Origin of the sequence: Cellvibrio chitinivorans (assembly GCF_035117775.1) — a bacterium.
GTDB classification, from domain to species: domain Bacteria; phylum Pseudomonadota; class Gammaproteobacteria; order Pseudomonadales; family Cellvibrionaceae; genus Cellvibrio; species Cellvibrio chitinivorans.
In genome coordinates this window covers 308,015-332,164 of sequence record NZ_JAYKKN010000001.1, presented here as the reverse complement: position 1 = coordinate 332,164, position 24,150 = coordinate 308,015, and the positions used below count along the sequence as shown (strand labels likewise).

Below are 24,150 nucleotides of genomic sequence, written 5' to 3'. Positions count from 1 at the left end.
TCCCTAATTAACATTGAGCTTTTTCGCGAAATTTAAACATGGTTTTTCGATAAAGAACCAGGAAGCAGTACTGGTTCCTATTATCAGGATAAATATAAATGCACTTGTTAAATAATCTTTAGGAAAATTTAGATAAATAAAAAAATTGATGATTGGCATATGATAAAGATAAGTTCCGTAAGAGATATCTGTGCCCCCAAGTAACTTGTCACTAATTCTGACAGGGGAATATGCTGCAGAAAATATTAGGCAGCTGAGTATGGCGAAAACAATGGGGTTAAGTGAGTTGCCATAGTCGGCATGTAATGGTTTAGCTATGAAACTAATCAAGATGTAGAATGGTAGTAAGAATATGAATTTACCGCTGAGTGCTTTATAGAAAAAATTGAATTTTTTCTGGAATAAAACACCAGTTAAAAACATAAAAAACCATGGCGCGAAACTGACATGAAAAAGTTTAAAAGTAATATTTTTGCTGAAGTCATCGTGCAGAAAATCATAAACTCCGTTAATTAAAGCGAAAATTCCTATAAGTGCTAGCGCGATTAGTGTTGAGCCTTTTTTGAAAAATGCCAGATATATTATTGGTAGTAATAAATAAAATTGAATTTCGACGGTTATTGTCCAAAGGCTGCCGTTAAGGACTCCATCTCCATAGTCTCTTAAAAACTCCGGGTTATAAAACTGCAGTATGGTCGCTTTAGCTAGTATTACTTCAATGATTTTAAGCCATGATACATCTGGGTTATTAGAAAAATATCCGCTTGCCCATGTTAAAACCAGCGCGAAAACAATGCTTGCTATTAGTGCCGGTTCAATTCTTGCCGCACGTTTCACGAAGTAAGATTTTGCACTTTCGCTTCTTTCCCATGAGCGGCTAATGAGAAATCCACTGATAAAGAAAAATATCGGTACGCCGGGGAAAAGGCCCAAAAATTTGACTATAAAAGCATGAGTTACTGTAATGCTTTCAGCATATATAGAAACAAGATGGTAGTGAGCCACCTGCAGCGCTGCGAGTAGGCGAATAAGGTTGAAGTTATTTGTATGAAACCTTTCTTCAGTCATTTTTGGCTATGTGTTCCTTTGTTGCGACAATGTTTTTCACTTGTTAATTGAATCTATTGCCTTGATATTATCCGATCATTCTTTTTTTAAAGGTGGCTATAATCTCGGGCCAATTGTAGTTGGATTCAATAAATGCTTTGGCGCTTTGGTTGATGCAACTATATTTTCTTGGGTCCAATAGCGTTTTTGAAATACTATCAATTATTTCGGAGTCATTATCTGCAATGATAATCTCTTGAAGAGGGGTCGCCCCAATTCCTGAATTTCCAAGATTTGTGGTGATGACAATCTTGCCAGCCCCCATTGCTTCAAGAATTTTATTTTGTTGACCGCTGCCAATCTCCATGGGGAAAACAAAAATATCTATGCCATTAATGAATTGCCATATGTTTTCTACACTTCCTGTCACTATCACGCCTGGTGTTTCAGCGAGGCGTTGAATTTCAGGTGTTGGATCTCGGCCAATAATTACCAGGCTAGTGTTCGGAATTTTTTCGGCGTTTTCAGAGAAAATTTTAAATAGCCTTTTTGCGGCTTGAATATTTGGGGGGTAACTCATATTACCCAAATAGCCGATGGTTTTAGTTGGGTATGTTATTTTTTCATCGGTTAAATCTTCCAGATAAAGGCCGTTGGGAATTAAAGAAACTTTAGCTAGGTGTGTGAGATCTCCGGCGCCAATTGTTTTATCCAAAGGCGAGACATAAGAAACTTTGTCATATTCTTGTATGAGATTTTTTTCCCACTTTTTTATTATGTATAAATCCCATAGTGCTAGCGGATTTCTGAGGCTGCTGCGTTGGGCGGTTGCAAAGGGGGAGTCGATAAAATCCAGCGCATAGTTTTTTGCATTAACAGTCTTTTTTACAATCGATGCGTAATTTGCAAGAACACAAATTACGGAATCATAGGTTGTGCCAGAGGTTTTGCTGCGGATGAAAGTTTCAATATGCTCAGCGTCATAGCAAAGATAATTGAAGGGTGTGTTGGGTTTTAGAAAATTTAATGCAGCAATTCTGCGCCACAATTTGGTTATAAGTGGTATAGCTGTCTTCTTTCGCGTATAGATGTCTATGGTGCGGAATAAATTCTGTGCCAGTGCTAAGTCGGCTTCAATAGGTGTTCCGGAACTGATACAAATTAAATGGATATCATAATATTGACTCAGATCAGTCAATATTGGTGCGTACCTTATGGATACACCATTTTTTCTTGCCGGGAAAGGAAAGTCCGGCACGCATATCAGCAGGCGTGATTTATTGGTCATGATTCATTAATCCTTTCTCAATCATGGTCCGAAAATGTTCATTTTCACTGTGCAACTGGCTGTAGGAGCCATGCGCTTCGACTTGCCCATCGGTAATAAGCGTGATGTTATCGGACAATTTAATTGCCGCCGGACGGTGGGATATCACAATAGTCAGAACGTTTTGTTTTAGTTGATTTAAAAGGTTCATTAATTCATGTTCTGAGTGAATATCAAGTGCGCTGGTGGGCTCGTCCAATACTAAAACTTGGTTGTCACGATAAAGTGCTCGCGCAATGCCAATTCGTTGCCTTTGGCCTCCGCTGAGGAGTTTTCCATCCTGTCCCAAACTGGTATGAATTCCATTGGGAAGTTTGGATACAAAATCTAACGCATTGGCTTGTTCTAATGCTTTGGTGACCTGAGCAAGATCGACGTCTTTTTCCGCTATTCCAAAAGCCACATTTGCAATGACATTGTCATCCAATATAAAGATATGTTGAGGTACATATCCAATGCTTGCTTGGTAGGCCTCCTCAAGTTCGGTGTTATTGGTAATTAGGTTTCCGTCTATTTTTAATTCACCGGTTGCAGGGTGAAGTAAGCCAAGAATGACATCAGCCAGTGTTGATTTCCCTGACCCTGAAGGGCCTGCAATGGTATTAAGTGTGCCTCGTTCAAAACGGATGGAAATATTCTGTAATGCCAATTTTTCTGTGTTTGGGTATTGGTATGAAACCTGATGCAAACTAATGGCTTCAATCGATGGAATGCTTTGAGCTGGTATCGTTGGTTTTTGTTTATTGCTTACGGAGAGTTGATTTGACAGCTCGTTAACAACAGCGCCATTGGCGCTTATCACAGAAATCGATTTATAAACTTGTTGCATTGTTGGCAATAACTTATAACCAGCCAAGGCGTAAATACTTAATATTGAAACAACGGATGCGTTGTTTCCCTTGTCATTCAGCAGCATGAGTGCGAAAAGTAATATCGCACAAAAAGAAATTGTTTCGATGGCGAATCTGGGAAGATCCCCGGATAGAGCTATATAGGTATTTGATTCAAGTCCGGTTTTATTTATTTTGTGAAATTCTGTTGTGTATTTGTGCTCAAGAGAGTTGAGTTTTATGTCTTTTATGCCAATAAAGGATTCGGAAAGTATTTTTTGAATGAGTTTATTTCTGTGTGTTACTACATCGCCGTGATGTTTAAGTGATTTTTTGATGATTGCATAAGTGGTTATGTAGGCAAGGCCAATGAGAACTGCGGATCCCATAGCAATAAATGGATCCAATATAATTAATCCGATGAGAATAATTGCGGCAACAAAAAGCTGGCTGCATAAATTTAAATATTGCTGAAGAACCATATAGATGAAACGTGGTGCTTCAGATGAAATTATTGAAATAACTTTATTGTAGTTATGCATTTTGTGAAATAGATAATCTCTGCGGATAAATGTGTCATAAAGTCTTAGCTGTATATTTCCTCCGATATAAACCGAAAACCGCAGTTGCACCCATAATGTAAAAGCATTGACTGTATTTGCTACCAAAATCATCAGCATTGACAACAAGGCGAATCCAACAATAAAGGATTGGTGATCAGTGAATTTTCCGTAATTATACAAATATGAAAAAAATTGGTTGGTTTCAATCGCTTGAGGATTTGAGATCAGTCCAATAAAGGGGGCAATACTTGCGACGCCGACAACCTGAACTATTCCAGAAAAAGCGAAAAAAATTTGTAGTAGTAGCATTTTCTTGCGTTGTTCTTTACTTAAAACCGAATAAATATTTTTGATGATATTTAATATATACATTATGATTTTTTTCTGTTTAAAGAATGGTTGATGGTTTTGACGTTAATTTATGCTGGTCAGGCTGCCGTTGTACGCGTTGTGCATTTTTGTGCATATGGAAGATTTATCCCATTTATTTATTGCATAAATTTGTCCATTTTTCGCAATTTTTTCCCGCAGATCGTCATCGGTCAGTAGCAGTTCAATTTTTTCGGCGAGTGCTTTGCTATTTCCAGCGGGAAATAGCAGCCCAGTTTCATTTTGAATGATTGCTTCATTGGCGCCGCCGATATCTGCGCTAATTGTGGCAATTCCAAGCTGGAGTGCTTCAACTAGTGATCCTGCTAGCGCTTCAAAATAGGTGGGTGTTTGCACGGCGATATTTGCAAAACTAAGTAGTTTTAAAGGGTTTTCGCGGTAACCTATAAAGCTGACTTTGTCGGAAAGGTTATTGGCGCAGACATAATCGATTAATTTTCTCTCGTAATTTCTTTCTGTAGTTGATTTTCCCGCCGCACCAACGAATATGACTTTAATGCGAGGGCAGTGAACTGAGAGTTGTGTGATTGCCTCTAACAAAATATGTTGGCCTTTTTGAGGGCATATGCGCCCTATAGATAGAATTGTTTTTCTATCTTTGTCTTTGAATAGGGCTGCGTCGCTATCCAAGAGCGGGGGTTCCTGTTGGCGTCTTTCAGTTGCATCAAAAGGTGAGTGAATTACGTGACATCTTTTGAGGTCGAGCTTCAGATCTTTCAGAAAGCGATTCATAAGGTTCACACCAACAAATAAATATAGCCTTGCGCTATCTAGCATTTTTCCCTGGGCCCATCCATATTCATCCCAATGTCTAAAGTAATAGATAAGATCCGCTTTTTTCGCCTTGGCGATTGCATAGGGTAAAAAGTGGACGCCAGTATTGGCTTGTACTATGTCTATATTTTTTCCGGCTAATTTAAATCTTAGTTGCGTTTTCAGTGATATTTCATTTGCAAAATCAATCAAGGCAAGTATCTTTTTTCCAAAAAATAACAGAATTCGATTGGAGGTAGCTTTAAGTAAAATTTGCGTATGCGAGTATTTTTTAGGGTAGTTGTAAAATGAAAATAGCCTGATTTTTTTTATATTACTCGTGGTCTTTCGCGAGTAAAGCTTGTTCAGTTGATGTAATGTACAAATATAAAAATTATAGGCCGGCGACTCGATAGCTACATCGATCGCTCTTGCAGTTGATCCGCCAGCGGATTCTGCCAGATCGACAATTAGTATATCTTTAGTCGGTTTCATTTCCTTGGTCGTCTATTAAGGTTGTGCATTAGTCTCACGCGAATACTAATGCGCCAATGGCTATTGTAGGCGTGCAATTCTACCACAAGGATTACTAAGGGTTGATTGCAGTTCAACTGGGGGGGGGTAATAAAAAAGCGAGCCTCAAATGAGGCTCGCTTTTTGAGGGAAACTATGGTGCAGGGGGCGATTTATTATGCTTTTTTCGCTTGGCGACGACGAGATAAGCCAAGCCCCATCAACCCAAGGCCAAGCAAAACAGCAATGCTAGGCTCTGGGACATTTGTTTGTGTCTCAGGAACTATAAAGTACTCAAGTCCTTTAACTGAGAGATCGTCATTTATTCCTGCAGTGGAGAATTTGACTGTATCAAACACTATTGCCAGTGGTGCGTAACTGAGAGTTTGCTCTCCATTTATTTGCTCTGAATTATCGCCGTAAATTGTTTGTGGGGAGTTGGGTGCTATTAACTCTACGCCGTCTAGCCAAAATGATATATAGGCTACCTCGCCACGTACGGGATCGCTTCCATCTCCTGCAGGTTCATTTGCGCGATTAAAAAAATCTGTGATAAAAATTTTCTCGACCCACACGTCGCTAGTAAATGAGATTTCGATAAACTCTGTAAGATCTATTTCATCAGGTTCTTTGAGTCCGTCAACTCCTAGGCCATCTATTGCATCGTAATAGAGTTTTTCTCCTGCTGGTCCTGCGGTAACAGTGACGATTCCGTCGGTGTAGCTGGTTAGGCCTCCGGCAGAATCCCATGGCGCTGAAGTAAAGTCGATAACTACGGCATTTGCTTGGGCTGCAGCAAGTAGCGCACCTGCGGCAAGTAATTTAGTTGTGAGTTTCATTGTCTATCTCCATGATCTGTGAGTGATTGACGACCAACCTGGGCCGTTAAGCTTCATGAGCATAGATCGTGCCACCATAAAAAATCCTTTTAAAACAATTGGTTGAATAGAGTGCAGGATTTTTGAATGTAAATTTATTCGACATTTTTATTGTTTATGGCTCGGTACAAAAAGAGAGTCCGCTCTGCATTTTTTTGGCTGGTATAGATGCTTTTAAGTTGGGTGGTGATGGGATGATGCAAAAGGTCCGATATCTTTTCGCTGTAGCCTTCAGGGGTGTGTGCGTCAACCAGTAGCTCCGGCTGTTCACTTAGAATTTCGCTCAATCCGCCTACGTCATGGGCAATTAAAGGTTTGCCCAAGGCAAGCGTTTCCAAGGCGGTCATTGGTGTGCCTTCGTGATCGGAGCACATGATGACTATATTTAGCGCGGCAATTGCATTGATGGAGTCGGTTCTGTGGCCGTGAAAAATAACCTGCTGGTGGATGCCAAGTTGTTGGGCGAGGTTCATTAGCTCCAGTTTCAGTCGCCCGTCGCCAATAACATGAAAAAGCAGCTTGATGTCTGGATGTTTGGCAATAACCTGCTGTGCGGAGTGGAGAAAAAGGTCGACGCGCTTGACTGGTTCAAGCCGGCCAATGATGCCAATGTGACATTGAATATCTGGTATTGAGCTTATATCGTCTGCCGGAATTTGTTGGCGGAGTTTATCCACATCAACCCCATTTTGAATTACCTGAATCTTGTTTGCCGGGAAGATTTTTTTTAGTTGTATATAAAGATTCTCGGATACAGAAATGACCGCATCTTGTAGGTATTTCCCGCAAAAATTATCCAGCAAAATAATGCCTTTTTTTAGTCCAGATGTTTTGTGCTCAGGCGCGCCGTGCGTTGTTCTCACTGAGGCGATTCGGCGAGTGATGCTTTTACTGGCAATAAAGTTTGCGATGGAGCCGAGAATATTTTCTTTCTGGCGGTGGGTGTGAATAATATTGGGTTGAAACTGTTTGATAACTTCAATGAGGCGCCTTGTTATTTGAATACTTGAGAGTTGTTGTTCATCGATAACCACAGTAGTAATGCCAGCCCGTTTTAATCGTGTCTCAAGCTCGCCATGATTCATCACCGCAACCATGATGTCACAATCTCTGCTTAGGGTTGTAATGAGTGTAAATGCTTGCGTTTCTGCGCCAGCCCAAAGATCTCCGGAAATAATGTGCAAAACTTTGAGGCGTGAGGTTAGAATCCCGCTTGGATTATTGATGCTCGGTGTTGCTGCAGTGGCGTACATGGGGCGACAACTTCACTTGATGTGTTAGGGAAAAAAGAGAGGGTTTGATGTTAACATTTTTATTTTGGTTAATTGGGATCGCAGCTACTTATAGCTATTTTATTTATCCGGTCATTCTGCGTTTATTGGTGTTTAAATCTGGAGTCAAGCCTGCGCGAGATGCTGCCGCCGAATACTCTTCCCCTAACAGCCTTTCATTGATTGTTACTGCTTACAATGAAGAGACGAGAATCCGTGCGAAAATTGAAAACAGTTTACAGCTGGTTGTCAGTGATGCGGATCTTGAGGTCATCATCGCATCGGATTGCTCGGAGGATGATACCGATAATATTGTGAGTGAATATGCTGCGCAATCGGTACGTTTGGTGCGTGCGCCAGAGCGTTTAGGTAAGGAGCATGCGCAGCAGTGTGCAATTAAAGAGGCAAAAGGCGAAATACTTGTTTTTAGCGATGTGGCGACAGAAATTCCAGCTGATGCTTTGCAAAAGTTACTGGCGTATTTTCAAGATCCAAGTGTTGGAGCTGTTTCCAGTGAGGATCGTTTTATCAGTCAAGATGGTGCAGTAGCTGGCGAGGGTGCTTACGTAAAATATGAAATGTGGCTGCGCCGTCAGGAGTCCAAACTAGCGGGGCTGGTGGGTTTAAGTGGTTCTTTTTTTGCGGTGCGAAAATCCTTATGCGATGAGTGGGATATTCATTCGCCTAGTGATTTCAATACTGCCTTGAATACAGCCAAAGCAGGATTGAAGGCGGTTACTGCTCCTGATGTACTGGGCTTTTATCAGGACTTGAAGGATCCATCAAAAGAATACCAGCGTAAAATCAGAACAGTTATTCGTGGCATGACTGGTTTGTCGCGTCACGCCGAGGTATTGGGTTTTGGTAAGTTTGGATTCTTTTCCTTTCAGGTAATTTCTCATAAGTTAATGCGTTGGCTAACGCCTTGGTTTTTGTTGCTCTTCTTCTTACTAAATGCGCTGATTGCTAGCAGTGGTGTGCTTTATTCATTTTTATTTTTAGGACAATTGGCATTTTATGGCCTAGCCGTTGTCGCGCATTTTTTACCGGGTTTGCAATCCATCTCTATCGTTAAATTGGTGTATTTTTTCGTACAAGTGAATATTGCACTTTTGGATGCTTCAATTAAATTTCTCGCCGGTCAGCGCATGACAACTTGGAAACCTTCTGCGCGATGAATCTACATGGCGACCTTCCTCCGGTGGGAAATAAAATTTCACTGGGGGCTACATCGGGAAATAAATTGGCTGAACTGTTGCCATCGCATCAGTATTGGGTTGATTCAGGCACATCAGCCTTGGCTTTAGCGCTTGGTGATGCCAAAAATTCTTTTCCTCATCTGACACGCCCGCGCGCCATTATTCCGGGTTACTGTTGTCCTGATCTAGTTGCTGCCTGTGTGTTTGCGGGTGTTGAGCCTGTTGCTGTGGATATAGCGAGAAACGATCCAGCTTATGATTTGGAGTCGTTGCGTACCGTGATGGATGAAACGGTTGTGGCTGTGATTGCCATTAATTTTTTAGGAGTTAGTGAACGGATTGCGCAAATACGCGAGCTTATCGCCCATTTGGGATTGCAGGCTCGCTTGGTTGTGGATAACGCGCAGTGGTTTCCTGTCTCTCAGACTCAAATGAAATTTGATGCCGACTATGTAACTTTTTCATTTGGGCGCGGAAAACCATTGAGTTTGTTGGGTGGTGGATTATTGCAATCCAAAACGCCGCTGGATAAAAAACTCCTGCAAAAAATTGAAGAACCAACCGACAAACCCGCATTAGTAAAGTTGAAGGCGAGAGCCTATAACTTACTGCTGATCCCACAGTTTTACATCTTATTAAATCGCAATCCATTTATGCGTTTGGGGGAGACAAAATATAGTCCGCTAGAAAAAATAACGCGGATGGATGATTATCGCCTCTCATTGTTAACTGAAAATTTTGAGTGTTATTCGCAGTGCGATAATCATTTGCAGCAAGAATATAACCGTGAAATTCCTGATGACTTACAGCAGTTTGGTGCTGTCTATTCAGACCGTTGTCAGAGATTGTTGCGTTATCCTTTGCTATGTCCCGACTCGCAGGCAAGAGACACTTTGCTCACATGCATGCAAAAAGAGGGGCTGGGTGCTACGGCAATGTATAAGGTGGCTATAGATCAAATTGAAGGCGTGGCAGGATTAGTAAGTGTTCCGCTGCCACTAAACAACGCCAAATCCTTTGCCAGCCGATTTATGACTTTGCCGGTACATTCCGGTGTCGGATTAGCTTTTCAGAAAAAAATACTGTCGTTACTGAAATCGAAATAACACACATTGTTAATGCTGTTGCGCACCAATTGTGGGTAAGGAATTCGTCAATTGGACTATTTCACCAGTACAGTCACTGTTGCAATTGGTTTGTGCGACGATTAAACCAAAATAATTATCATGGTTTGCTTTGGCAATAATCTGGATAAATTTTGCTGCCCAGTAATTGCTGGTGTGCATAGTGCCGACTACATATTGGGTGGCAACAGCTATACGTTGCGTCCCGCCAATATGTTTGAAAATCTCAATTTTAAAACCGCTAACATTCGCGAGTGATTGTTCCTGTACCCATTCTGACCGATTAACCATATTGCCGATAAATGGCACTATTTCGTCTCTACTTCCCTGTGGTGTGTTGGTAAATAAATTGACGTTTATGGTTAATCCATCCATTGCGATTACTTTTCGCTCTTTATGGTTAATCTGGGCATCCAGTCGAGCGCCTATTGTTTGAGTTGTGGCGGCTTGGTACTGGGCGAGATATTCCAGCGTGAGTGGATTGTGGTTCGCTGTATTGCCGCTACTTATAAAAAGCAGCAATGGGCCTATGGCCAGTGGAAGTAGTGGCAGAAAGCGTGGTTGTTGGGGGATGTTTATAGTGCTGCTCTGCGGTTTGGATACGGGGGAAAAATAAATGGCCGGAATCAGTATGCAGGCAAATACGACCCAGCCAAATGATTCGTGGTCGTTCATCAGGCTGCTCGTCATTTCTGTGTGATAACCAATCAACACCAGTAAATAGATGCGTAACCAGTTTGCGAGTAATCCAAGCGCTAGCGCAATCAGCATGGTGCTTAGCGCCATACCAGATTTGTATTGATTGATGAGAATCAGTATGTAGCCCATCAATAGCGCAATAATCAGATAGCGAAGCCCTGAGCAGCCATCGGCAATATAGATAGTGCCGCTGGGCAAGAAGAGGCTGTTGCCATCCAATAAAACAGTAATTTGGCTGAGTTTTACTGCTTGTCCGACAATCAGGCTGCTGAGTTTGACCAATATGCTGGTTAATTCAGCCCAGATGGGGATGGTGAAAATGAGCAGTGCTATGTAGGGCAGTGTTGCCCAAAGTGTCGACCTTGAGAGGCTGGTGCTAATAAAAAGGCAGAGGATTGCAATCAGGGCAAAATATGCGGGCAAGCTGATGCTAAGGCTTTCAAAGACATACCAGCAGAAGGAGCAGCCTGTAAGGGCGAGAATTTGCAGCCAGTAAAAGGTGTTTGGTGGCTCTCTCGTGGTGGTTTGCTCATAGGATCTACGTGCCAGCAGTACCAACATTACGCCGATAGTGGGGATGGCATGAGCCAGATCCTGATCCCATAGCACCCATTTTTTCCAGAGTGTCTGCAGGCTTGGGGCATAGAGAAGTGCAACAACCGCAATCGCTGCAAATAGTGGGGTCGCCGTACGTAGCTGGGAGAAAGTCCTGCTCAAGTCCATAAGAAAGCGCTATCAACAATAAGTCCGGTTGTTTGTGATCTGGCGCATAATAGCGCGGACTCATTAAAGGACGCTAGTTTGATTGCCGCTATCAACCAAAAAGCAATAGCGGCCTGATGGCTCTACTGTATTTTTACAAATTTGCTGTAGATACCCTGAGTGTCAAAAACAGCAATTTCAAACTCTAGCCCTTCAATTACCGATGGTGTGTATTCGGTGATCTCGTTGCCGGCTAGAGTGACGTAGGTGAAACTGCTATCGGCCGTGGTGCGATAGCGGATTTCATAACCACCGATTTCGCTCAGTTCAAGATATTGTCCATTTTCACGTTGATTTGGATGATTCCAGGTAATTTTTCTAGCGCTAACCGAGGATGAAGACATACTGCTGGAGCTGGAGCTGGAGCTGGAGCTGGAGCTGGAGCTGGAGCTGGAGCTGGAGCTGGAGCTGGAGCTGGAGCTGGAGCTGGAGCTGGAGCTGGAGCTGGAGCTGGAGCTGGAGCTGGAGCTGGAGCTAAGGAAGTGACTTTCGTCGATGGAGTTCACGTAGATTGTGCCAGTGGAAGAGCTGCTAGAAGAGTTACTACTAGAGGAGCTACTAATCGCGCTTATCCCGACTGAGCTAACACTGGCGCTGGAGATGGATTTAACCGAGCTGCTGCTTGGCAGGTCTTCGGGTTTGTTCGCTGTAGCGGTGGAGCTCGGGGTAACAGCGTTTGGCATCACGGATTGGTTGGATGGTTCGTTTGAGCCGCCGCTGCCACCACAACCTGAAAGCACAACAGTGATTAAAATTGGGCAAGCCCAAGTGGCCAGTTTGGTCACGTACTTATACATCTCAATACCTACAGACTAAAAAAAGAAACCCGAGCCTCATGCTGGATAGAAGCGGGTCAATCCGCGTATGTATTTTTAGCATCGATGTGGGAAAACCGTGGATAGTCCAGCGAGTTATTTGTGTATTTCGCGAAAGACCAAACAATTATTGTGATAGATGGTTTGGTCGTACTTTCAGTTGCTTATTTCAAATATCTATATGGGGTTGATATCCGGGTGAGAGCTAATGGATCGCTTATTCTTCGGTATCAGTTGCGCCAGTTAAGCACTGCTGGTTCATATCATACTTTTTAATCAAGTCATAAAAAGTGGGGCGGGTCACACCGAGTAGTTTGGCTGCGGCAGAAATATTGTTATCGGTCATGCTGAGTGCACGCAAAATGGCGCCTCTTTCCGCTTCTTGACGTACGTGGCGCAAATTGAGCGAGAGTTCGCCCGCTTCTGCCAGACCTAAATCTTCGCGAGTGATATGTTTGCCGTCAGCCATAATAACCGCGCGTTTTATTTTATTTTCCATCTCGCGAATATTGCCCGGCCAAGGGTAATTTTCGATGGCGGCTGTGGCATCGGGGGTGAATCCGGTGACATTCTGACCGTGTTCTTTGGCGAATTTAAGTTTGAAGTGGCGCGCCAGTAATACTTTGTCGCCGAGACGATTGCGCAGTGGCGGAATGATCACGGTCATTTCACAAATGCGATAAAACAGGTCTTCACGGAAGCTGCCGTCTTTCACCATCTCTTCTAGATTTTTATTGGTTGCACAGATAACGCGCACATCCACGGGGATTTCCGCTCGCCCTCCTACGCGCTCAATCACTCGCTCTTGTAAAAAACGCAAAAGTTTTGCCTGCAAATTGAGTGGCATATCGCCAATTTCGTCGAGAAACAGGGTGCCTTCGTTGGCGGTTTCTACTTTGCCAAGGGTGGTTTTGTTGGCGCCGGTAAACGCGCCTTTTTCGTAGCCGAAGAGTTCGCTTTCGATCAGGTTTTCAGGCACAGCTGCGCAATTGATTGCAACAAAGCGTTTGGTTTTACGCGGACTCAAATGATGTATGGCGCGTGCGATTACCTCTTTGCCCGTGCCGCTTTCACCCAGCAGGGTGCAGGTCACAGTGGTGGGTGAAATCTTTTCCAGCTGGCGGCAGATTTTCAGCATCTGCGGGTCATTGGTGATCAGACCTTCCAGCGGTTCCTGCTGCGATAGGCTAATGCGACGGTTGTAGTCTTCCAGCTCAAAAATATTAAACGCGCGCTGTACGATCAGGTCGAGGGTGCTTGGATCAACGGGTTTTTGGTAGAAATCGTAGGCGCCCATAGCGACTGCGCGCAGGGCGTTGTCGCGGTCGGTTTTGCCGGTCATCACGATGATTTTGCTGTTGGGCGAAATGCGCAAAATATCCTGAATGCATTTAAAGCCTTCATCGACGCCATCTTCATCGGGCGGCAGTCCCAAATCCTGAATAATTACCGAGGCTTCGTGCAGGCGCAGGGCGGCGATGGCGTCTTGGCGGTTATCGGCCACTACGGTTTCGTATTGGTCAAAGTGCCAGCGCAACTGGCTTTGCAGGCCGCTGTCATCTTCGATGATCAGCAGGATAGGTTTGGTGGCGGGCGATTTACTCATGCGCTGTATTGGTCCTTATTCAACGGGAGGCTAATGGTGATAATGGTGCCTTGCCCCGGTTCACTCGCGACGTTCAATGTGCCATTGAGATCACTGATGTATTCGCGCGACAGGTAGACACCAATTCCCATGCCTTTGCCGGATTTGGTGGTTTCAAAAGGTTTGAACAAGCGGTTATGGATGAAATCCCAATCCATGCCCGAGCCGGTATCTTCAATAACGATGATGGCCCGGTTGTCGTCTATTTTGAGTGTAACATGAACTTTTCCGTCGTCTGGCGTCGCTTCCTGCGCATTTTTGATGAAGTTGGTAATGGTCATCACCAATCTCACCTGATCGGCGTTGATAGTGCGATAGTTGGGCTGGATATCGGCAGTGAGCGCCGGACTACCGCGTTGGCATTCATTGAACGCCTGATGCACTACGTCGGTGATCGACAAACACTTGACCAGATCCGAGTCGTCGCGGCGCAATTTTTTAAGCAAATTATTCATGCGATCCACAGAGTTACTGATGGTTTTGATCGCATCTTCAATAAATGCAGGGTTGCCTTTGTGTTTTTCGGCGTTGCGCACCACCAGTGCCTGTTGCGCAATCAGGTTGTTCAGGTCGTGGATAATAAACGCGACCAGCTTGTTATAGGTGTCGAACTGGCGACCTTCGGCCAGCTGCTCTGCCTGTTGATGGCGCTTGAGATAACTGCCGATCTGGCGCCCCATAGTTTTGAGTAAATCCAGATCTTCCCAAGTGAGGCTTTCATCCCCCGCCGGTTTGGTTAGCGCCATAAAGCCGACCAGCTCCTCGCCTGAAATCAGTGGGAACAACAGCCAGAGGTCGGGGATATTGTGCGCCCAGCAGGGGAGCACTTCATTGTGCTGGCTAAGGGCTTCGTTATCGCCACTATCGGGAATGAATACCCACTCGGATTCGATAAATGCTCTGCAGAACGGGCTGTCGACAGGTTCTTCTTGCAAATCGACAAAGTGAGGCAGATTGGCGCGATATACAGGTTCGTAGAACCCTTGTTTGCGCAGCCAGATAGCACCGCCCGGCGCTTTGGTTGGCGCGGCAACGGCGATAAAGGCGCGCTGGTTGACCTCACTTGGCTCTGCCGGTTGGGCGAGATAATTGATCAGCCGCAGCCACTCATTGCGGTAATCGTACTTGTAGCGAAACAGGTGTTTATTGATCAGCACCGACAGCCGCATACGGATACGGCTGGAGACAAACACAGTCGCAATCAAGAGCACCGCGCCCACAAGCAACAAACTGTAGAAAACCGTGCCCCAGTTGCCGCCGTAGAGCCGCACATAGTAGCCGCCCAGTGACAACACGGTGATCAGTATGCCGACCCCAACCAGTGAGGTGGTGTAAAACGCAATCGGGCGCGATAAGTTGAAGTTGGCCGGACGATCACTGCGCTGCAATAAGAGCATCCCACCCAGCGCCATAAACAGGCAGGTGGCGATGGACACGGCCGCGCGCGACTGCCAGAGCATAGGGTCGAGCCCTTTGAAGATAAGCGCGTGAGTAAATAAATAGATGTCGTAGAGAAAGATCGCCGCCAGATTCATACACAAAAGTTTGATCTGACGATCATTTTCGGCTGCGTAGCGATAAAGCTGTTCTACGCTCACCAGCGCAATAATTGCCAACCCCAGCGCGAACCAAATAGATAGACCGGTCTGATTCGTATTGGGCAGAAACAGCATAGCCACCGCCAGTGCGGTAATTGGCCAGCCGCCGGTGAACAACAATTGCAAACTGGCAGGTAGCTGGCGACGCTGGGCATTGCGCTTGAGGCTTAGGCCGATACAAAACACCCAAGCATTAAAGTGAAGATATTCGAGGATGATCAGTAGGTAGAGCGGAATAGGATTTGCGGAAAAAGAAAGCGCAATGGCGCTCAAATGTAGAGTATGAACTGCCGCCGCACCGGCAAATAGCCAGGTCTTTTGGTGGCGCACCAGCTGGAACAGATAGGTCGCGGTCAGCAGTGCCGAGATAACGGCGGCGCTAAAGTAAGCAACCAGAGTAACGCTGTTATATTCCATACTCATAAGAATCCTATCGCGGGCGTATAAACCTTTGTAATAAGCATAACAGCTGACACCCATAGAGAAAACTTAACGAAAATCTCCGTAAATCTTGTTGCTATTATTTAATAGGGCGTTTGTATCTAAATACTGCCATCGCCTGTGTGGGTATTTGCCGCTATAATGCGCGCCCAAAGATCACTCGATCTTCCTGAATTTATAATGGGCCAGCTGAAACCGTTGTTTCGGCGGCTGAGACCAATGAGGAAACTACCGTGAGCCACATGAAAAAACTGTTCGGAATCCTGTTAATGACTGCCATGGTGAGCGGTGTTGCTATTGCGAACGACGACGAAATTCAGGCGCGTGTTGCACCTGTAGGCACAACCTGTATGCAGGGCGATGAATGTGCCGCCGCGCCAGCACCTGCTGCCGCGGCCGGCCCTAAATCTGGTAAGGATGTTTTCACTGGGTTTTGTACCACTTGCCACGGTGCAGGCGTAATGGGCGCACCTAAATTCGGCACCGCCGCTGACTGGGCACCGCGTATCGCCAAAGGGTTGGATACACTTCATACCCATGCGATTAATGGCTTTAACGCCATGCCACCAAAAGGTATGTGTGCTGCTTGTTCGGACGATGAAATCAAAGCAGCGGTGGATTACATGGTAGATGGCAGTAAGTAATTTACTTGCGCCGTTAGACCTTTCCGCTAAACAAAAACCCTCGTCATGGTGACATGACGAGGGTTTTTTGTTTTTTTATCCGTTGTTTGTCGATGTGCTACTAAGGTCGATGCATTACATCCGAAGCAACTAAAGTGTCTGGGGTGCTGGCGAGGATGTATTTTCTATCGCTCGCTGATCTAATAAACCCGAGACAATCGCAAGCGCCAACGCACCCATCGACAGCAGCCCTCCCGCCCAATTCGGTGCCGTAAAACCTAAACCTGCAGCGATTACCAGACCTCCCAGCCAAGCGCCAAGGGCGTTACCAAGATTAAACAAGCCGATATTTACTGCTGAGGCCAGCGTTGGCGCCCCGGCAGCTTTGGCCTTGTCCATAACCAGTTTTTGAATGGGCGATACGGTTGCGAAGCCAAATGCTGCCATTAAGAAGATGCAAATTACCGAGGCGATTTGGCTGCTGGCGACAAAATTGAAAACGAAAAGCACAACCGCTTGAGCTAACAAAGTGAAATAAAGCATTGGCATCAGCGCGCGATCAGCATAGCGGCCGCCTAACCAATTTCCGACCACGAGGCCTAAACCAAACACCACTAATAGCCAGGTAATTGCGCTTTCACTGAAGCCCGCGACCTCAGTCATCATCGGAGCTATGTAGGTAATCGATGTAAAAAAAGCTGCGGGACCAAGGATGGTAATGCCCATCGCCAGCAGCACTCTTGCATTACCAAAAGCAGCAAACTCATGACGAATCCGCGGCGCTTTGGGTTTGGGGGTGGATGGGATCAGTGTGATTACCCCAATAAACGTCGCCACGCCAATCGCGGTAATGGCATAAAAAGTCACTTGCCAGGAAAACGCTTGGCTAAGCCAGGTGCCGGCAGGAACTCCCACCAAGTTAGCAACCGTTAGGCCAGAGAACATAAAGGCGATGGCGCGAACCCGCTGCTCTTTTGGCACCATTTCCGCCGCAAGTACTGCCCCTATGCCAAAGAAAGCGCCATGGGTTAATGAGGTGATGATCCGCCCGAGAATGGCGATATCGAATGTGGGGGCAATGGCGGTGACAAAGTTACCAACAACAAATAGCAGTGCCAAAAATGCCAGCATGGTTTTCTTTGATGTACGGTTGCCTAGCAGGGTAAGAATCGGGGCGCCGACAAAGACGCCCAGTGCATAGCTGGTTGCCAAATAGGCAGCGACAGGGATGCTAATGCCGAAATCGGCTGCGATAGCAGGCAGCAATCCGGCGATGACAAACTCAGTGGTTCCGATACCAAAAGCCCCTATAACAAGGGCCCATAATGCGAGAGGCATACTCACTCCTATAGCTAAACGCGATGATTTTTTGCATGATATGCCTAACTTTGTTAAGGGAAAAAGTGAAAATGCCTAATGAAAATGAAGAAACGAATGCCATTAAGCAGATCAGACATCAGCCCGCCAAATTGGATGATGTAGACCGAAAAATATTAGCCCTGCTCTCGGAAGACAGCTCGCGGAGCTACACCGAGCTAGGCGAGGTATTACATTTGTCTGCGCCGGCTGTTCACGACCGGGTAAAACGCCTGAAGCGGGATGGCGTCATCAAAGCCACAGTAGCGAAGATCGATGGCTGCAAAGTGGGGCGTACCTTGTTGGCATTTATATTGGTCAACGCAAAAAATGTCGCCAGCAGTAAGCGGTTATTAACCTTGGGGAATTTGCCCGAAATAGAGGAGATGCACACGGTGGCGGGCGATAGCGGCGTCCTGCTCAAAGTGCGGGTACGGGAAACCGAAGGGCTGGAAGAGTTGCTTGGCAAGATTCAGGAGATTGAAGGTGTCGATAGCACCAGAAGCTATGTGGTGCTATCGACCTTTGTTGAGCGTGGCCCAGATCCTAGTCTGTGATTCGCGTATCTAACTAAGCCAATGCTCCAAGTTGGCAAATGCTGGCTTGGAGCATTGTCTATGTTAAAAATTCGCCTTCAGGATCAGCGCGGCGCGGCGGTCGTTTACGAACCATGAACGGCCAGCTTCAGCGCCTTCGCCATCGAGGATCATGATGGTTTTGGTCTGGGTGTTGGCGATGTTGGTCAGCTGCAAACCGACGGTCACATTCTCGTTGATGTTGTAAAAGGCTGAGCCGTCGAGGAAACCGGCGTCGTCGTTCCACAGAGGGTACTTACTGATCACATCGCGTGTGGTCAGCAGGTACTTGGAGCGCCAGTTGTAGGCCAAACGCAGCGACCAGTCATTTTTGTCGTACATGGCGACAATATTGAAGGTGTCTTCCGATTGCCCTTGCAGTGGCACTTTGCCGAGATCAACGCGCGCGCCGGTATCGGTTGCGGTGCCGGCAAAGCCGTCGGAGCTGGCATCGCCGCTGTTAGGTACACCACTGGCGTCGATATAGGTGTAGTTCACCTGCAAACCCAAGCCGTCCCAAGGTGCGGGCAGCATGTCGTAGAACTGCTGATAGGCAATCTCGAAACCTTGCATGGTGCCGTCGCCACCGTTGCGTGTGCCTTCCACTTCCACGGTTTGGGTCACGCCGGATACCGGGTTGGTAAAGCTGCGCTCAAAGGTGCCGTAGACAAAGAAGTTGGACAAGTCTTTGTAGAAGAGCGTGGTGGTGAGTGAACCGACACTGGCGAAATACCATTCCAAAGATGCATCAAACTGGGTGGATTCCATCGGCTTGAGGCCGGGGTTGCCCGAGCTGCCGCGCCAGCCTGCGACTTCCGCACCCAAAATTCCGCCGCCTGCAGATGGATTATTCGGATCTTGTTCCGGCTGTTCGATGGTCACACCAATCGGGCTGAGGTTCGCCTGACTTTTCACCGCTTCCATATCCGGCAGGGCAATAGCTTTGGCCACCGCAAAGCGGGTGATGAGGTCGTCGGTCAACTCCACTTTCAAGTTGAAGCTGGGCAGGGTAGCTGAGTAGTCGGCGATGGCGTTTTGGGCGGTAAATGCATTATTACCAAAGCCGCGCTCGTCATTGCTCAGGTAGTTGTTGGGATCGCTCGCCCAGCGGGAAGAATCCATCGCCATCAAGGCTGCGCGTGCCGAGGCCAAATCGGCGTAACCGCCCTGATCGTAAAGCGCCTGACTGGCTTGGGTTGCCCAAGCATCTACCGATGCGGCGGTCAGCGGCAGGTTCATATCGGCAGGAGCGGCGTAATCCGGCACCAAATCCGGGTATTGCACCGAGCCGAGGGCATCGCGCTCAAGGCGCACATAGCGCAGGCCGATGTTACCGTTAAAGCGCAGCGCGTAATCCTCCGAGCCGAAATCCACCTTCACGTAAGCGGCTTCGTTGGTCTCTTTGGTCACATACACTTCCGAGGGGGTGAAGTAGTCGGTAGTGCCCGCGCGCTGGTTGGCGGGAATAAATGAGCCAGCATCCGCCAGCAGTTCGCGCCCGTTGATCACCTCTTTTACCAGCGAGGGCGATGCGTGCAGCATGCCGTTGCCGGGGATGGTCAAAACGCCGCCGCGATGGAAGTCGCTCCAATCCACTTGCACGTATTCCTGACCGGCGACTTTTTCCAAATCTGCCCAGTAGATGTCCGATTGCCAACGCGGCCCCAGTGCGCCCCAGTTATAGATGGATGAGCGCACTGTCTGCTCGCGTTCGGCCATGCGCAGACCGCCGCTAATGGCGGTGATGAAGTTGTCATCGAGGCTGTGTTTGATGTCGATGCGACCGGCCAGCGAGTCGCCCTCGGAGCGCTCGTAATGATCCATCGCTGCCTGCCAGAAATAGGAAGTCGGGTCCTGGAAGTAGTTGCTGTCGCCCGCCGGATCATCAGAAAAGCCGGGGAAACCAGTGGCGTAGATGTCCGGGTTGTTGGTGCGGTAGCCGTTCCAAGGCTCGATCAACGTCAGCGAAGGCGTGCTGCCGCGGGTGTCGTAATCCTGCATGGCGTGGGTCGCCAGCATCACGGTCACGTCATCGTCTTCGGTGTTGGCGTCGATATATTGCAGATCGAGGCTGTATTCCCAGTTGTCGTTGGGGGTGAATTTCAGGTTGAACGAGTAGTCATCCACCAGCGTGCGCGTGCTTTTGTAGCGGGTGTCGGTGGAGAAGATGTGACCCCACTGCGGGATATTCACCGGGTCATCGCCCCAAGCGCGCGGGATGCGATTGGTATTGCCGTCGGCGGCGCGCCAGCCATCTGAATCCACCAAAACACCGCCGAGGAAGATGCCTTGGTCATCAAATTCCAGTTCTGTGCCTTCGAGTGGACGGGTGCGGCGCACGTCTTGTTTGGCGCCTTCATCGTAGTAGCCGCCTTGGTATTTGATCGCGTATTCGGTCCAGTCCAGCTGCGCGTCTGAGCGCATAAATTGGAAGGTGCCGAGCAGGGTGTCGTCGTTACTCGCCCATTGGAAGGCAGCGGCATAGCCTTGACGGTCGCGCTCGTCGGTTTTCATCAGGGCGTTGGAGCCGTTGGGCATCCACACGCTGCCAGTGCCATCTTCTCCGACAAAACGCTCGGCGCCAGCGAGTACGGCGGCGTCGTATTTCACATAGGCATCACTCTGGATACCGTTGGACATGCCGGTCAGGGATGAATCGGCCACATTGAACAGCACACCAAATTCACCGGCGCTGGTGTCCCAGCGGTCGCTGAACAGGGCGGATACGGTGGGCGTCCAGTCTTCGGCCATATCGCCATAGGAATAGTCGGCAGAGATGGCGAGCACGCGGTCATTCGAATCAAATGGTTTGCGCGTGCGCAGGCTGACGGTGCCGCCAATGCCGCCTTCGATCATGTCGGCGGTTTGGTTTTTGTAGATGTCCACACCGCCCATCAACTCGGGAGGAACATCCTGAAAGCTCAGGCCGCGGCCGGAGTTGGCGGTAAAGGAATCGCGCCCGTTAAATTCCGAGCGGGTGGCGTTCATACCGCGAATCACCGCCGCCGAACCTTCGGTGCTGAAGTGGTCGGGGTCGTTGGCCGAGGCAAAGCGCTCGATGGATACACCAGGAACCCGCTGCATGGCTTCCAGCACACTGCGGTCGGGCAGCGAGCCGATGTCGTTGGCGGAGATGGAATCCACCACGGTATCGGCGTTGCGTTTAATTTCTTGCGCATTTTGCAAGTTGGCGCGCACGCCGGTGACGGTAACTTCTTCCACACTGCCATCAAGCTGTGCATCTTGGGCAATTACCGGCGCAGTCAGCGCCATAATGCACAGGGTCAGCAGCGAGCGGGAAAAGCCGGTGGCTTTTGTTTTGAGGATGGTTGTGGCCGTGGTGTGCCGATGAGAATTATTGTTGTAGGTGTACATTGCTACCTCTCGTGTTTTTCAGTCGTTATGGTTTTTGTTGGTCTTGCTGGTTTTGTTGCAGAACAGACGCGCGCCCGAGGGAGGCATCAGGCGCCATGGTCGACTTTCACAGGTAAAAATGCGCACCAGTTTGGGCGTTAAGCGCAAACTGGTGACTGTTTTCGTAAAGTGGTGCGATTTTTTGGGGGAGGGGGCTGGTCTGGGGGATCGTTAATCGAACAGATTAAGCAGGTTGGATAGGGTTTCTTCACCTTTGGCGGTATTCTTCTCGGCGCTCTGTTCGCCAAAGCCTTCCCACTCGACATCCTCGGGTGGGAGTTCATCCAAAAAGCGACTGGGGGTGGTTTCGCTCATTTCGCCAAACTGTTTGCGTTTGCCCGCGAGGGTCATGCTCAGAGTGCGCTGGGCGCGGGTGATGCCCACATAAGTCAGGCGGCGCTCTTCTTCAATATTGTTGTCTTCAATACTATTGCGATGGGGTAGCAGCTCCTCTTCCATGCCCACCATAAACACGTGCGGGAACTCCAAACCTTTAGAGGCGTGCAGGGTCATCAGTTGCACCTGATCGCTTAAGTCCTCTTCTTCCTGCCGCTCCATCAAATCGCGCAACACCAGTTTGGCGATGGCATCCTCAATGCGCGTGCTTTCGTCCTCGTCATCATCGGCGGTTTTATCGAGGCTTTTTTGCAGGGATTCGACCAGATAATGTACGTTTTCTAAACGCTTTTCCGCCGCCTTGGGGGTGTTGGAGTTCTGGTAAAGCCAGCCTTCGTAGTCGATATCACTCAGCATTTCACGGATTGCATTGACCGGGTTGTCGCTCCGGCAGTTCTGCCCGACCTGTTTCAGCCAATGTGTAAAGCGTTGTAAACGCTCAAGATTTTTCTCAGGAATGCGACTTTGTAAGCCAATTTCATCGAGCGCAGCAAATAAACTGATCTCCCGTTCAGTGGCGTAACCGCCCAAGGCTTCCAGCGTGCTGGTGCCTATTTGACGGCGCGGGGTGTTGATCACGCGCAAAAAGGCATTGTCGTCATCGGGGTTTACGATCAGCCGCAAATAGGCCATCACATCCTTGATTTCGGTTTTACCAAAAAACGAAGAGCCGCCGCTCATCTTGTAGGGAATCTGGTGGTGCTGGAGTTTCATTTCCAGCAGGCGCGCCTGATGGTTGCCGCGGTAGAGCACGGCAAAATCGCGGAACTTGTACTGCTTTTGCAGGCGTTGGGTGATGATTTCGGTGGCGATGCGCTCGGCTTCCGCCTCTTCATTTTTGCAGCGGATGACGCGGATTGGATCACCCAAGCCCATCTCACTCCAGAGCGCCTTGTCGAATTCGTGCGGATTGTTGGCGATGAGATGGTTGGCCACGCGCAGGATGCGGCTGGTGGAGCGGTAATTTTGCTCCAGTTTGATCACGCGCAAACTCGGGTAATCCTGCTTGAGTAGACTCATGTTTTCGGGGCGAGCGCCGCGCCAGGCGTAGATTGATTGGTCGTCATCGCCCACCACTGTGAGTGCGCCGCGGTTGCCGACAATGAGTTGCACCAGCAAGTATTGGCTGGAATTGGTGTCCTGATATTCATCCACCAAGAGGTAGCGAATTTTGCGCTGCCAGCGCTGGAGCACTTCTGGGTTGGTTTGGAACAGCTCCACCGGAATCAGGATCAGGTCGTCAAAATCCACCGCGTTATAGGCGCGCAGCGCTTGGTTGTAACGCTGGTAAATGATGGCGATGGTCAGCTCACCGGGGCTTTGCGCCATGCTCATGGCGCGCTCGGGGATGATCAGATCGTTCTTCCAGTTGGAGATTTGATTCTGCACCAGATCGAGATGATCGCTATCCAGATCGCCGTCTTTGAGCATCAACTCTTTAAGCAGCGAGCGGGCGTCGTCGGAATCAAAAATTGAAAAGCCGGGTTTAAAGCCGAGGCTTTTGTGCTCGCGGCGGATGATATTCAGCCCGAGGTTGTGAAAGGTGGACACCGTCAGCCCGCGCGAGGCGCTGCCTTTGACCAGCTTGCTGGCGCGCTCTTTCATCTCGCGCGCAGCCTTGTTGGTAAAGGTGAGCGCGGCAATGTGGCGTGCGGGAATATCGCACTGTTCGATCAAGTAGGCGATCTTGCGCGTGATCACACTGGTCTTGCCGCTGCCCGCGCCCGCCAGCACCAGACAGGGGCCATCGATGTAAAGGACGGCTTCTTTTTGGCGGGGGTTGAGTTGAGTCACGGTGCGGGGCCTTGAGCTGAATCGGGTAATGATTGGGCGGGCATTCTAACAAGCTGAACTTGCCTTGTGGTAACCCAGCTTTTGGGAGCGGTATGGCGCGTAGATGCTAGCGCTATAACTACAAGACCGGAACTTGG

Annotated in this window: 17 protein-coding genes; 4 read left to right on the top strand and 13 right to left on the bottom strand. The window is 47.9% G+C overall.

All coding sequences use genetic code 11. The features are described from left to right. Nucleotides 1-3: 3 nt before the first annotated feature. The 6 genes from SPL68_RS01420 to SPL68_RS01395 form a co-directional block, all read right to left on the bottom strand. Nucleotides 4-1,068, bottom strand: a complete 1,065-nt coding sequence (locus tag SPL68_RS01420) for an acyltransferase family protein (protein WP_323813279.1) — start codon at nt 1,066-1,068, stop codon at nt 4-6. Nucleotides 1,069-1,135: 67 nt separating this feature from the next. Beyond that, nucleotides 1,136-2,335, bottom strand: coding sequence for a glycosyltransferase (locus tag SPL68_RS01415; RefSeq protein ID WP_323813278.1), 1,200 nt, complete (start codon nt 2,333-2,335; stop codon nt 1,136-1,138). After that, nucleotides 2,325-4,139, bottom strand: a complete 1,815-nt coding sequence (locus SPL68_RS01410) for an ABC transporter ATP-binding protein (RefSeq protein ID WP_323813277.1) — start codon at nt 4,137-4,139, stop codon at nt 2,325-2,327. The genes SPL68_RS01415 and SPL68_RS01410 overlap by 11 nt, the downstream gene beginning before the upstream one ends. A gap of 42 nt (nt 4,140-4,181) precedes the next feature. Further along, nucleotides 4,182-5,405 carry a glycosyltransferase family 4 protein gene (locus tag SPL68_RS01405; RefSeq protein WP_323813276.1) on the bottom strand — a complete coding sequence of 408 codons (1,224 nt, stop codon included), beginning with the start codon at nt 5,403-5,405 and terminating at the stop codon, nt 4,182-4,184. Between the two features lie 194 nt (nt 5,406-5,599). Beyond that, the gene (locus SPL68_RS01400) at nt 5,600-6,262 is read right to left on the bottom strand and encodes a PEP-CTERM sorting domain-containing protein (protein ID WP_323813275.1); all 663 of its coding nucleotides are present in this window, start codon (nt 6,260-6,262) and stop codon (nt 5,600-5,602) included. Nucleotides 6,263-6,396: 134 nt separating this feature from the next. Beyond that, the gene (locus SPL68_RS01395; RefSeq protein WP_323813274.1) at nt 6,397-7,554 is read right to left on the bottom strand and encodes a glycosyltransferase; all 1,158 of its coding nucleotides are present in this window, start codon (nt 7,552-7,554) and stop codon (nt 6,397-6,399) included. A 47-nt stretch (nt 7,555-7,601) separates the two neighbouring features. Between SPL68_RS01395 and SPL68_RS01390 the strand changes: the two genes are divergently transcribed. Together SPL68_RS01390 and SPL68_RS01385 are read left to right on the top strand one after the other, a co-directional pair. Then, on the top strand, nt 7,602-8,750 hold the full coding sequence (locus tag SPL68_RS01390) for a glycosyltransferase family 2 protein (RefSeq protein WP_323813273.1): 1,149 nt from the start codon (nt 7,602-7,604) through the stop codon (nt 8,748-8,750). Then, nucleotides 8,747-9,877, top strand: coding sequence for a DegT/DnrJ/EryC1/StrS family aminotransferase (locus tag SPL68_RS01385; RefSeq protein ID WP_323813272.1), 1,131 nt, complete (start codon nt 8,747-8,749; stop codon nt 9,875-9,877). The genes SPL68_RS01390 and SPL68_RS01385 overlap by 4 nt, the downstream gene beginning before the upstream one ends. A gap of 9 nt (nt 9,878-9,886) precedes the next feature. Here SPL68_RS01385 and SPL68_RS01380 read toward each other — a convergent pair whose 3' ends face one another. From SPL68_RS01380 to prsK, 4 genes are all read right to left on the bottom strand, one after another. Then, the gene (locus SPL68_RS01380) at nt 9,887-11,317 is read right to left on the bottom strand and encodes an archaeosortase/exosortase family protein (protein ID WP_323813271.1); all 1,431 of its coding nucleotides are present in this window, start codon (nt 11,315-11,317) and stop codon (nt 9,887-9,889) included. Between the two features lie 122 nt (nt 11,318-11,439). Next, entirely contained in the window at nt 11,440-12,153 is a 714-nt protein-coding gene (locus SPL68_RS01375) for a hypothetical protein (RefSeq protein ID WP_323813270.1), read from the bottom strand. 235 nt (nt 12,154-12,388) lie between these two features. Next, the gene (gene prsR, locus SPL68_RS01370; protein ID WP_323813269.1) at nt 12,389-13,777 is read right to left on the bottom strand and encodes a PEP-CTERM-box response regulator transcription factor; all 1,389 of its coding nucleotides are present in this window, start codon (nt 13,775-13,777) and stop codon (nt 12,389-12,391) included. Then, nucleotides 13,774-15,837, bottom strand: a complete 2,064-nt coding sequence (gene prsK / locus SPL68_RS01365) for an XrtA/PEP-CTERM system histidine kinase PrsK (RefSeq protein ID WP_323813268.1) — start codon at nt 15,835-15,837, stop codon at nt 13,774-13,776. Before prsK ends, prsR begins: the two co-directional genes overlap by 4 nt. A gap of 260 nt (nt 15,838-16,097) precedes the next feature. Here prsK and SPL68_RS01360 point away from each other — a divergent pair, with 260 nt between their 5' ends. Further along, on the top strand, nt 16,098-16,499 hold the full coding sequence (locus tag SPL68_RS01360; RefSeq protein ID WP_323813267.1) for a c-type cytochrome: 402 nt from the start codon (nt 16,098-16,100) through the stop codon (nt 16,497-16,499). A 129-nt stretch (nt 16,500-16,628) separates the two neighbouring features. On the opposite strand, the gene SPL68_RS01355 is transcribed toward SPL68_RS01360, so the two are convergent. Then, a complete protein-coding gene (locus tag SPL68_RS01355; protein ID WP_323813266.1) occupies nt 16,629-17,816 on the bottom strand; it encodes an MFS transporter in 1,188 nt (395 codons plus the stop codon). Nucleotides 17,817-17,887: 71 nt separating this feature from the next. Between SPL68_RS01355 and SPL68_RS01350 the strand changes: the two genes are divergently transcribed. Further along, a complete protein-coding gene (locus SPL68_RS01350; protein ID WP_323813265.1) occupies nt 17,888-18,391 on the top strand; it encodes an Lrp/AsnC family transcriptional regulator in 504 nt (167 codons plus the stop codon). A 63-nt stretch (nt 18,392-18,454) separates the two neighbouring features. Here the strand turns inward: SPL68_RS01350 and SPL68_RS01345 are convergent, their stop codons facing one another. Both SPL68_RS01345 and rep read right to left on the bottom strand, forming a co-directional pair. Next, nucleotides 18,455-21,784, bottom strand: a complete 3,330-nt coding sequence (locus SPL68_RS01345; RefSeq protein WP_323813264.1) for a TonB-dependent receptor — start codon at nt 21,782-21,784, stop codon at nt 18,455-18,457. Nucleotides 21,785-21,994: 210 nt separating this feature from the next. Next, on the bottom strand, nt 21,995-24,013 hold the full coding sequence (rep, locus tag SPL68_RS01340) for a DNA helicase Rep (protein ID WP_323813263.1): 2,019 nt from the start codon (nt 24,011-24,013) through the stop codon (nt 21,995-21,997). Between the last annotated feature and the right edge of the window lie 137 nt (nt 24,014-24,150).